The 11,490-nt window shown below is 48.6% G+C and carries 11 protein-coding genes; 10 read left to right on the top strand and 1 reads right to left on the bottom strand.

Going from position 1 to position 11,490, the window contains the following annotated elements; all coding sequences use genetic code 11:
* The first annotated feature begins 4 nt into the window (after positions 1-4).
* The 8 genes from ftsW to ftsZ all read left to right on the top strand — a co-directional run bounded on the left by ftsW (position 5) and on the right by ftsZ (position 8,945).
* Entirely contained in the window at positions 5-1,165 is a 1,161-nt protein-coding gene (gene ftsW / locus ACZ5EJ_RS00720) for a putative lipid II flippase FtsW (RefSeq protein WP_011633375.1), read from the top strand.
* 22 nt (positions 1,166-1,187) lie between these two features.
* Entirely contained in the window at positions 1,188-2,300 is a 1,113-nt protein-coding gene (murG, locus tag ACZ5EJ_RS00715) for an undecaprenyldiphospho-muramoylpentapeptide beta-N-acetylglucosaminyltransferase (RefSeq protein WP_011633374.1), read from the top strand.
* Entirely contained in the window at positions 2,297-3,718 is a 1,422-nt protein-coding gene (gene murC / locus ACZ5EJ_RS00710) for a UDP-N-acetylmuramate--L-alanine ligase (protein WP_074709881.1), read from the top strand. Before murG ends, murC begins: the two co-directional genes overlap by 4 nt.
* Before the next feature lie 9 nt (positions 3,719-3,727).
* Positions 3,728-4,726: a UDP-N-acetylmuramate dehydrogenase gene (gene murB / locus ACZ5EJ_RS00705; protein WP_177165353.1), complete on the top strand. Its 999-nt coding sequence runs from the start codon at positions 3,728-3,730 to the stop codon at positions 4,724-4,726.
* Positions 4,723-5,643 (top strand): D-alanine--D-alanine ligase, encoded by a 921-nt coding sequence (locus ACZ5EJ_RS00700; RefSeq protein ID WP_011633371.1) that lies wholly within the window; start codon positions 4,723-4,725, stop codon positions 5,641-5,643. The genes murB and ACZ5EJ_RS00700 overlap by 4 nt, the downstream gene beginning before the upstream one ends.
* A 55-nt stretch (positions 5,644-5,698) precedes the next feature.
* Positions 5,699-6,427, top strand: a complete 729-nt coding sequence (locus ACZ5EJ_RS00695; protein ID WP_074709883.1) for a cell division protein FtsQ/DivIB — start codon at positions 5,699-5,701, stop codon at positions 6,425-6,427.
* 61 nt (positions 6,428-6,488) lie between these two features.
* A complete protein-coding gene (ftsA, locus tag ACZ5EJ_RS00690; protein ID WP_011633369.1) occupies positions 6,489-7,727 on the top strand; it encodes a cell division protein FtsA in 1,239 nt (412 codons plus the stop codon).
* A 69-nt stretch (positions 7,728-7,796) separates the two neighbouring features.
* A complete protein-coding gene (gene ftsZ / locus ACZ5EJ_RS00685; protein WP_011633368.1) occupies positions 7,797-8,945 on the top strand; it encodes a cell division protein FtsZ in 1,149 nt (382 codons plus the stop codon).
* A gap of 132 nt (positions 8,946-9,077) precedes the next feature.
* Here ftsZ and ACZ5EJ_RS00680 read toward each other — a convergent pair whose 3' ends face one another.
* Positions 9,078-9,329 carry a hypothetical protein gene (locus ACZ5EJ_RS00680; RefSeq protein ID WP_074455767.1) on the bottom strand — a complete coding sequence of 84 codons (252 nt, stop codon included), beginning with the start codon at positions 9,327-9,329 and terminating at the stop codon, positions 9,078-9,080.
* Between the two features lie 219 nt (positions 9,330-9,548).
* Here ACZ5EJ_RS00680 and pstC point away from each other — a divergent pair, with 219 nt between their 5' ends.
* Together pstC and pstA are read left to right on the top strand one after the other, a co-directional pair.
* Positions 9,549-10,484, top strand: coding sequence for a phosphate ABC transporter permease subunit PstC (pstC, locus tag ACZ5EJ_RS00675; RefSeq protein WP_011633366.1), 936 nt, complete (start codon positions 9,549-9,551; stop codon positions 10,482-10,484).
* Positions 10,485-10,562: 78 nt separating this feature from the next.
* The gene (gene pstA, locus ACZ5EJ_RS00670) at positions 10,563-11,489 is read left to right on the top strand and encodes a phosphate ABC transporter permease PstA (protein WP_074455768.1); all 927 of its coding nucleotides are present in this window, start codon (positions 10,563-10,565) and stop codon (positions 11,487-11,489) included.
* Position 11,490 lies beyond the last annotated feature (1 nt).

Genomic DNA, 11,490 nt, shown 5'->3' with positions numbered 1-11,490 from the left:
CCGTATGATAAGTCCATCCACTACACATAATCAGCCAATCCAGCCCGAACTAGATCTGCATCTGCTTTCAGCTGTTCTGCTGTTGCTGGGCCTAGGACTGGTCATGGTGTATTCCGCCTCGATTGCGATCGCCGAATCAAAATATGGTGAGGGCGGTACTTATTATTTTCTTGTCCGGCAAGCTCTTTCTATCCTATTGGGAATATTTGCCGGGATGGTCGCTTTCCAGGTCTCGTTACGCCAGTGGCAAACTTATTCTCACTATCTGCTTGCAATAGGTATTGTACTGCTGACCGTAGTGCTGATCCCGGGTATCGGCCTTGAAATCAATGGCAGCCGTCGCTGGCTGCCTCTGGTGATATTTAATTTCCAGCCTTCCGAGCTGATGAAGTTACTCATTTTGATTTTTACAGCAGATTACGTTGTACGCAAAACCGCTTACAAGGATCACTTTTTCAAAGGTTTTCTGCCCATCCTTACATTACTGGCTATTGTTTCCCTACTTTTGCTGATGGAACCGGATCTGGGGGCTGCAGTGATCATAGCTGCCATCGTGCTATCCATCATGTTTATCAACGGAATGAGCCTGAAAATGTTTCTGGGGCTGTTATGCCTGATACCAATCCCGCTAATTCTGCTGATTATATTTGAGCCTTATCGTATGGATCGGATCAACGCTATTTTTGATCCCTGGAATGATCCATTCAATAAAGGCTACCAGCTCACCCATGCACTAATCGCGTTCGGGCTTGGTGAATGGTGGGGAGTGGGGCTTGGAGGCAGTGTAGAAAAATTAAATTATCTGCCCGAGGCCCACACTGATTTCATGTTTGCCGTACTGGCCGAAGAACTTGGTTTTGCAGGCGTGGCCACTGTTATAGCGCTGTTTTTCTTTCTGTTAATCCGCACATTCAGAATCGGCCGTGCGGCAGCCACCCAGGGAGATCAATTCGGGGCACTGGTCGCGCAAGGTATCGGGGTCTGGCTGGGTTTTCAGGCTTTCATCAACATGGGCGTAAACATGGGCCTGCTTCCTACCAAAGGCTTGACATTGCCATTCATGAGCTATGGCGGCAGCAGTATCGTTATCAACAGTATTGCAATTGCCATATTGCTGCGGATTGATTGGGAAAATCGGCAAAAACGCAGAGGGCTAAATGTATGAATAAACACCTGCAATCCGGTCCATGGCATACACCACATGTGGAGTTCACAGCTTGTCCCGCACAATCATGATCATGGCAGGGGGAACCGGTGGACATGTATTTCCGGGGCTTGCGGTAGCTCGTGCCATGCAGGCTGAGGGCTGGCGAGTTATCTGGCTGGGTACTCGTAATGGCATGGAGGCCACATTGGTACCACAACATGGTTTTACTATTGAGCTGATCAATTTTTCCGGGCTGCGCGGCAAAAAACCGGTCAGCTATTTGTTGCTCCCCTGGAGATTGGCAAAAGCCTGCTGGCAAAGTTTCTGCATATTGCGTCGCCAACGCCCGCAGATTGTACTCGGGATGGGAGGTTACCCGGCGCTTCCTGGAGGGATAATGGCTGTTTTGTCTGGCAAGCCGTTGCTGATTCATGAGCAAAACAGAATCGCGGGACTAACCAATAAAATACTGGCAAAAATTGCCAGCCGTATCCTGCTGGCATTTCCCGGTACCATCACGGACCAGGCAGGCAAGATTCAGGTTACCGGCAATCCGGTACGAACAGAGATCGCGCAGCTCCCGTCACCGGAAGTGCGTTATGCAAAACGGGCAGGCAAGCTGAACATCCTGGTGGTGGGCGGCAGCCTTGGTGCACAGGCATTAAATACCGTGCTGCCACAGGCTTTGAGCATGATTCCTGGAAATCAACGGCCATTTGTTACCCACCAGTCCGGAAAAGTTCATCTGGCTGCGTTGCAGCAAGCTTACGCTGAGCATGGTGTCACAGGTAATCTGGTCGCATTCATTGAGGATATGGCTGTGTATTACCAGAATTGTGATCTGGTAGTTTGTCGCGCTGGCGCGCTAACGATTGCTGAACTGGCTGCGGCAGGAGTAGCCAGTATTCTGGTGCCTTACCCCTACGCAGTGGATGATCATCAGACGGCTAATGCGCGATTTTTGAGTGAACACCATGCTGCTGTTTTATGGCCTCAATCCGAACTGACCGCAAACTCACTTGCACAATGGCTGATGACTTGTACACGCACACAACTACAAACAATGGCAATCAATGCACGCATGCTGGCCATGCCTGAAGCTGCACAAAGCGTAGTCACAGTTTGTCAACAACTTATTGAGACAGGCCCATGAAACATAAAATCAAGCATATTCATTTTGTAGGGATTGGTGGTTCGGGAATGGGCGGGATTGCTGAGGTGCTGATCAATCAAGGCTTCCAGATCAGCGGCTCGGATCTGAATGGCAATTCGACCACCAAACGTCTGCAATGCCTGGGTGCTGTCATTCATCATACCCATGCGGCTGAAAACATCCAATCTGCAGATGCCGTCGTCATTTCAACAGCTATCCATCCTGATAACCCGGAAGTTATTGCAGCACGTGAACGCCGTATACCCGTGGTACCTCGGGCCATGATGCTAGCTGAGTTGTTACGCCTGCACCAGGGTATTGCAATCGCAGGCACTCACGGTAAAACCACTACCACAAGCCTGGTTGCCAGTATTCTGGCGGAAGCAGGCCAAGATCCAACGTTTGTAATAGGCGGCAGACTTAAAACAGTCGATAGCCACGCCAGGCTGGGCAAAGGAGAATTCATTGTGGTTGAGGCGGATGAATCCGATGCTTCGTTCCTCTATCTGCAACCAGTGTTGACCGTGGTAACCAATATCGATGCAGATCACATGAGCACGTACGAACATGATTTCAACCGGCTCAAACAGACTTTTGTCGAATTCATCGAACATCTGCCTTTTTATGGCATGGCAGTACTTTGTGCAGATGATCCGCATGTACGCGCCATCATACCAATGGTTTCCAAGCAAGTAACCACGTATGGCATTACATCTGAAAATGCACAAATACGTGCTACCGATATTCGCCACGATCAATGCAAGATGCATTTCTGTGCCCATATTGGTGTCAATGGCTCGGCACGAACACTAGACATCACATTAAATCTGCCAGGCAAACACAATGTTCTCAATGCGCTGGCAGCCATTGCGGTTGGCAATGAACTGAATATACCGGATGAAGCAATGGTAAAAGCGCTGGCTACCTTCGGCGGAGTCGATAGACGATTTCAGCAGTATGGTGAAATCCGTTTGCCGGATCGAAGATCTTTTACACTCATTGATGATTATGGCCATCATCCGGCTGAAATCGCTGCCACGATGGCAGCTGCCCGCAATGCTTTTCCCGGTCGCCGCCTGGTTTTGGTGTTTCAACCACATCGCTACAGTCGTACACGGGATTTATTCGAGGATTTTGTCAGGGTGTTATCCAGTGTGGATGCGCTGCTGCTGACAGAAATATATTCAGCTGGGGAAGAACCAATCATTGCTGCCGACAGCAAATCTCTGGCCCGGGCGATCCGGGTGCAGGGAAAGGTTGAGCCTATTTATATTGAACACATCAACGAGCTGAAATCCGCCGTTCATACCGTTGTACAGGAGGGTGACGTAGTTCTCATTATGGGGGCCGGATCCATTGGAAAAATCGCACCTGGCCTGGCAGAGCCAACGATGAAGCTGACACTGATAACAGGTTGATTGAAAAACATGCAGACAAAAGCCCGACTGCCAGTCGATATAAATGCTCCGAGCTTGCAGTCTCCTGCACTCGGTATCGACACACATCTGCTACGCGGCGAATTACGTCAACATGAACCCATGAAGCAGCATGTTTCCTGGCGCGCCGGTGGACACGCTGCCTATTTTTACCAACCGGCAGATCTGGAAGATTTGGCTGTATTTTTACACTTCTGGCCGAAAGATGAACCCGTCATGATGATTGGCCTTGGTAGTAATTTTCTGGTTCGGGATGGTGGACTACCGGGAGTAATGATTGCATTGCATGCAAAACTTAATGACCTGCTGCTGGTTGAACAAGAGGAGGATGGTGGCCTGATTTATGCCGGAGCGGGAATACCCTGCGCCAAGCTGGCCAGGTTTGCTTCATTACATAACCTGGCCGGTGCGGAATTTCTGGCCGGCATTCCCGGTACGGTCGGCGGCGCACTGGCAATGAACGCAGGGTGTTACGGCTCTGAAACATGGGAACGGGTAGAGCGGGTCAAAACCATTGATCGCGACGGTACATTGCATGAGCGAACACCTGAGGATTACCGTATCGGCTACCGTCAGGTCGAATTGCATGAAGTCGTGTCGCCCGATACATCTTGCAGCTGGTTTGTCGGCGGCTGGTTCAGACTTCGCCCTGGTCAGCAGGAATCTTCCCGTCAGGCGGTCAAAGCATTGCTTGGTACACGTATCAAAACGCAACCCTTGGGATTTCCCAGCGCAGGATCGGTTTTTCGCAATCCGCCAGGAGATTATGCCGCCCGGTTAGTTGAGCAATGTGGTCTGAAGGGATTTCGGATCGGTGATGCCATGATTTCTACGTTACATGCCAATTTTATTATTAACTGCGGACACGCTACTGCTACTGAAATCGAGACAGTGATTAATACTGTGCAAGATATCGTTTACAAGAAAACCGAGATCAGGCTGGTCACGGAAGTACGCATTATCGGACAGCACAAAGGAAACGAGCTATGAACATTCGTGACCTTGGGAAAGTAGCTGTATTGCTGGGTGGACGTTCCGCTGAACGTGAAATCTCACTTAAAAGCGGCCATGCCGTACTGGCAGCATTACAGCGAAGCCAGGTTGATGCGCATGCATTTGATCCGGTCGGCCAACCTCTGGAAGATCTTTTAAAACAGGGCTTTGATCGGGCATTTATTGCGCTGCATGGTCGTTATGGTGAAGATGGCTCTGTTCAGGGGGCACTGGAGCTGATGGATCTGCCTTATACCGGCAGCGGCATACTCGCCAGCGCACTAGCAATGGATAAATGGCGCACAAAAATGATCTGGCAGGCGGCAGGCATCAGCACACCTGACTACGTCATGCTAGATGCTGACAGCAATTTCCAGGAAGTGACTGACAGGCTGGGATTACCGCTCATCATAAAACCTGCCCGGGAAGGCTCAACCATCGGATTGAACAAAGTGGATTACGCGCAAGATATGCAATCCGCCTATCAGACTGCCGCACAACACGATTCGCTTGTAATAGCAGAGCAGTTTATTCAGGGAATCGAGCTGACAGCAGCCATTCTGGATGATGTGCCTCTTCCGCTGGTACGAATTGATGTGACAGAAGGTCTATATGATTATCAGGCTAAATATTTTTCTGAAAGCACACGCTACACTTGCCCAAGCGGTTTGTCGAAAATATTGACAACCCGCATACAGGAACAGGCTTTATATGCTCATCGGATACTGGGATGTACCGGCTGGAGCAGAGTGGATCTGATTCTGGATAAAAATGGCCAGCCTTTTTTCCTTGAGGCCAATACTTCGCCAGGAATGACTAATCACAGTCTTGTACCGATGGCGGCACAGGCTGCAGGTATTTCCTTTGATGAACTTGTTATACAAATTCTGGAGTTGAGTTGTGAGTATGCTTAAAGATAGAAATCCAGATCAAGGTGATCAGGGCAAATTGATACTGTAACCAGGACATATGTGGAACGATCATCAATCCTTAAATCTTCTAGCAAACATACTGCTGACAGGCGTTCTTCTGGCCATGATCTATGCAGTAGGAATCAGGGTGCTGGCATTGCCGTTTTTTTCATTACGGGAGGTTCGGGTAGAGGCTGTGGACAAGAGCCAGACAAACAATATACGTCTGGCACATATCACCCGGGATCAGATTGAACAGGTCATACACAACTCGGTGAATGGTAATTTTATAATGATCGACCTGAAGATTTTACAAAAAGCTTTCATGGAGCTGCCATGGGTACGTTCAGTTAAAATTTCGCGCGATTGGCCACCTGCATTGGACATATTACTCGAAGAGCATAAACCGCTTGCATCTTGGGGAGAGGCAGCACTGGTCAATACGAATGGAGAAATATTTCACGCGATTATGGATAATGCACGTCTTCCGGTATTCACAGGCCCTGATAAAAGCAATCATTTGATTACACGCCAGTATCATATTTTCAACAAGCTACTGCAGCCGACCGGGTACACGGTCACGGAGATCGCTCTGACACCACGGCATGCATGGCACGTACGACTGAACACTGGAACCTGGCTTAAATTGGGAAGGAAACAGATGGAACAACGTTTGAAACGTTATGTGGCAGTTCATACGCAATATAACGAAAGTCTGGATTGGTACGGCAACTCCACTTATGTAGATTTGCGTTATGCCAACGGGTTTGCTGTTCGCATACACTGAGTTTGTGTATTCAATTCAAGGCAAACAGAGCACCATAACTATGAAATCGGGGGATTTTCAAATGAGTAAAGTCAAGGAAGGCAAGAACATGATTGTCGGTCTTGATATCGGCACATCGAAAATCGTGGCTATTGTCGCCGAAATCAAGCCTGAGGGTGGCTTCGAGATTATTGGTCTGGGTAGCCATCCCTCGCGAGGTCTGAAAAAAGGCGTGGTGGTCAATATTGAAGCAACCGTCAACGCCATTCAGCGTGCGCTTGAGGAAGTTGAACTGATGGCGGGTTGCCGGATTAGTGATGTGTATGCCGGGATCGCCGGCAACCATATCAAGAGTTTTAATTCACATGGCATGGTGGCAATCAAAGACAAAGAAGTCACCCAGGCGGATGTGGAAAAAGTAATGGAAACTGCCAAGGCGGTCAATATTCCGGCTGATCAGCAAATACTGCACATTCTGCAACAGGAATTTATTATCGACGGCCAGGAAGATGTGCGCGAACCAGTCGGAATGAGTGGTATCCGGCTGGAAGTTAAGGTTCACATCGTAACCGGAGCAGTATCCGCCGCCCAGAATATTGCCAAATGCATCAATCGTTGCGGACTGGATGTGCGGGACCTTATCCTGCAGCCACTGGCTTCGGCTACAGCTGTACTTTCCGAAGATGAAAAAGATCTGGGGGTATGCCTGGTTGATATCGGCGGCGGGACTACTGACATTGCTGTTTTTACAGATGGCTCCATACGACATACCGCAGTAATTCCAGTGGCTGGCGATCAGATCACCAATGACATTGCCATGGCATTGCGCACACCGACAAAAGATGCAGAGGATATCAAATGCCGTTATGGCACCGCTTTGCGTACGCTGGCTGATATCCGGGAGATGGTTGAAGTGCCGGATGTGGGCAATCGTGGCGTTCGCCCGCTGTCGCGACAAACCCTGGCCGAGGTTATCGAGCCGCGCGTAGAAGAGCTCTATCTGCTGATTCAGGCAGAATTGAGACGTAGTGGTTTCGAACAGCTGCTTTCATCAGGGATTGTCATCACTGGTGGCAGCAGCTCCATGCTGGGCATGGTTGAACTGGGAGAAGAGATTTTTCATATGCCCGTACGACTTGGGTTACCTGCTTATAACGGCAGCCTGGAAGAAGTTGTGCAGACACCGAGATACTCGACTGCCATCGGTCTGGTGATGGCAGGAATGGAAGATCACCTTCATCATCACCAGGCAAAACTGAAGAGCGGCTCCACCAGACAGATTTTGGCAAAAATGAAAAGCTGGTTCCAGGAAAATTTCTAAATTAGATTTAAAAAATGTTCTGTCAACGGAATATTGTTTGAAAATTCACTATGCAATAGGAGAAATGTAATGTTTGAGATCACGAATACCGAATCCCAGGAAGCTATCATCAAAGTCATAGGTATTGGCGGATGTGGCGGCAATGCCGTAGATCACATGATTTGCAACGAGGTTAAAGGTGTCGAATTTATTTGCATGAATACTGATGCACAGGCACTCCAGGCAAATCGTGCACAAACCCTGTTACAGCTTGGCAACAATGTCACTCGGGGACTGGGTGCGGGGGCCAACCCGGAGATTGGTAAAGAAGCAGCGCTGGAAGATCGTGATCGCATCGCTGAAATTGTCCAGGGCGCCGACATGCTGTTCATTACCGCAGGAATGGGGGGCGGCACCGGTACAGGCGCTGCCCCGGTCGTAGCCCAGATTGCCAAGGAAATGGGCATTCTGACCGTCGCAGTCGTCAGTAAACCTTTCTCGTTCGAGGGCAAACGCCTGAAAGCAGCACAGGCTGGAATGGAAGCACTGGCAGAGCATGTCGATTCACTGATTGTTATTCCGAATGACAAGCTGATGAAAGTGCTGGGAAATGATATCAGCATGCTGGATGCCTTCAAGGCAGCAAATGATGTGCTGTATGGTGCTGTAGCAGGAATCGCGGAAGTTATTAATTGCCCGGGACTGGTTAATGTGGACTTTGCAGACGTTAAAACCGTCATGTCCGAAATGGGTATGGCTATGATGGGTTCTGCAGCTGCCGGTGGTGTTGATCGTGCACGCATGGCCGCAGAAGAGGCCGTTGCCAGTCCACTGCTTGAAGAAATCACCCTAACGGGAGCACGTGGAGTGTTGGTCAACATAACCGCCAGTTCAGCCATGAAAATGCGTGAGGTACAGGAAGTCATGGATACTGTCAAGAAAATGACGGCTGAAGATGCAACCGTAATTGTTGGTACGGTTATTGACGAAAATATGGGTGACAGTCTGCGTGTCACACTCGTTGCAACAGGACTTGGCAATATTTCCCAACAATCCCAGAGACCCATGACCATCATCCATACCCGTACCGGTACTGATGACAGAGTATCCTCTCATCAGGTAGATGAGCCCGCTGTAATGAGAACCGGAAGAAGAAGCAACGCTGCTGTAACTGCCATGCAGCAAGCAGGAATGGATCCGATGGATATTCCTGCCTTCCTCAGAAAACAGGCCGACTGAAGATCCCCTGATAGAGATATTTCAATTATAAGCAATCTGCATTTTTATATTTTATAACGCTTGCCGGGCTGCCTCTTCGGAGACGACCCGGTAGCATTTTCGATACTGTCAGCAATCAGGCTGATCGATAAATCAGCTCTTTCGGGGAAAGTGACGTTCGTGAATTTCTTTCAGTTTATCCAACTCCAGAATAATTTCAAATGAAAAACCGCCTCGATCACGCCCTTTTTCTGTAACCAGCAATTTCTCCAGATAAAGAGAAAATTCTGCGTAGCCCCACAATAGTCTGATCTGATCCACAACCCTTGGATAATCCCTGTCAAGAATTGACTCCTGGTTACCCAGAAAAGTGGCAAATTCTTTTATGGTGCTTTTCAGCGTCATAAAACTTACTCCTTTCAAATTTCCAACAAGGTAGCTATTTGCTGTATCGGCTCGAGCTTATTATGGGTTTAGCTGCTTACAACTGAATATATCATACGCCAGTGAAATAACTCGCAGTACCGGCTGGTATATCAACTGCTATTTTGTTCTTCATTTTCATCAAATTGTAATAATTGGTTTCTAGAATAAATTTTTTCAACATAACCAGCTTACTATTTCATGGTCAGAGTACCTGCCCCAGCTGTCAGTCATCGACCTAAAAGTCTACATCACAATCACAAACGCCATCTGAAAGAGCGAATAATAGAGCTGCTGCTGTTTCTGGCGGCTTTTTTTTCTGTTTTTATTACGTTCGCGATTATTTACCTGCTGATCTCAGAATCACTGGTATTTTTCGAGCATGTTTCCCTCTGGGATTTTTTGACCGATACGCAATGGACACCGCTGTTTGACGATGCTCATTACGGAATTCTCCCTCTCGTTTCCGGAACAGCCGTCAGTTCGCTGGTCGCGCTTGCCATTGCCCTTCCTTTCGGCACGATCATTGCTATTTATCTCTCAGAATTTGCCCCCTTTCTCGTGAGGGAGATCGCTAAGCCATTCCTTGAGCTGCTCGGCGGTATTCCAACAGTTGTTTACGGATATTTTGCGTTACTGTTCGTTACTCCCATGCTGCAAACCATCTTTCCGAATCTGCCGGGTTTCAGTCTTTTATCTGCAGGGCTGGTAATGGGAATTATGATCATCCCCTACGTCAGCTCAATGACGGAAGATGCCATGCGTTCTGTACCCATGCATCTGCGAGAGGGTTCCTATGCTATCGGTGCTACACGCTTCCAAACAGCTGTCAAGGTGGTGATGCCCGCTTCACTATCCGGCATTGCCGCTGCCTATATCCTTGGTATTTCCCGCGCAGTTGGTGAAACTATGGTGGTTGCAATCGCAGCAGGTATGCAGCCGAATCTAGTATGGAATCCCATGGAGCCCGCTGCGACCATCACCACTTACATCGTGCAGGTCAGCTTGGGTGATCTGCCGCATGGTAGCGTAGGATATCAAACCATTTTTGCTGCGGGATTGACGCTGCTCTTGTTAACGCTGGTTTTCAATATCCTGGGACATCTGCTGCGTAAACGATTCCGAGAAGTTTATTGATGTGCCATGATTCATTTACAGTCGCTACCGAATACTGACAGGATAGTGCATGCAGAATGATTTAATTCACTGACCCCCATGAATAACACAGACAATATTAATGAAATTCGCACCATTATTGCTCGCCACAAACGCTGGGATCTGCTCGCGCTAGTAGCAGGTATCATCGCATTGATGATCGCTGTTCTGACATTTATTGCGTTGTTTGGCAACATGGTGATCGACGGAATGCCTCGCCTGACTTGGGAATTTTTTACTTCTTTTCCATCTCGCAAACCAGAAATTGCCGGAATTCTTTCTGCATGGGTTGGTACGACACTGGTCATGCTGGTAACGGCAGCAGCGGCTGTTCCCCTTGGCGTAGCAGCTGGCGTCTATCTTGAGGAGTACGCGCCAAAAAATTTCATTACTGAAATTATCGAAATTAATGTTACCAATCTGGCAGGGGTGCCTTCCATCATTTACGGCTTGCTGGCACTGGGGTTATTCGTTTATCAGCTTGGACTTGGGCAGAGTATCCTGGCAGCCGGATTAACGCTCGCGCTGTTAATCCTGCCAATTGTCATCGTGGCAACACGTGAAGCGATTCGATCCATCCCGGTTACTATTCGTGAAGGGGCTTATGCGCTGGGTGCAACTAAGTGGCAAACGGTTGCAGATCATGTATTGCCTTATTCTGCCGCTGGCATTCTGACTGGTATCATTATCGGACTGGCGCGGGCGATCGGAGAAACAGCGCCAATCATTACTATCGGCGCACTGACATTTATCGCTTTTCTGCCCCCATCCCCTGTTCAGGATCAATTTCCGTTTCTGTCCTTTGAATGGCTGATGGAGCCGTTTACAGTCATGCCCATCCAGATGTTCAACTGGATCTCAAGGCCCCAGGAAGCTTTCCAGCATAATGCTGCCGCAGCCGGCTTGGTGTTAGTCCTCATGACATTATTGATGAACGGGTTAGCTATCTATCTACGCTACCATCTGCGTAAAAAAATCAAGTGGTAAA

Source organism: Nitrosomonas sp. TNE100 (genome assembly GCF_055387135.1).
This window is presented reverse-complemented; position numbering and strand designations above follow the sequence as displayed.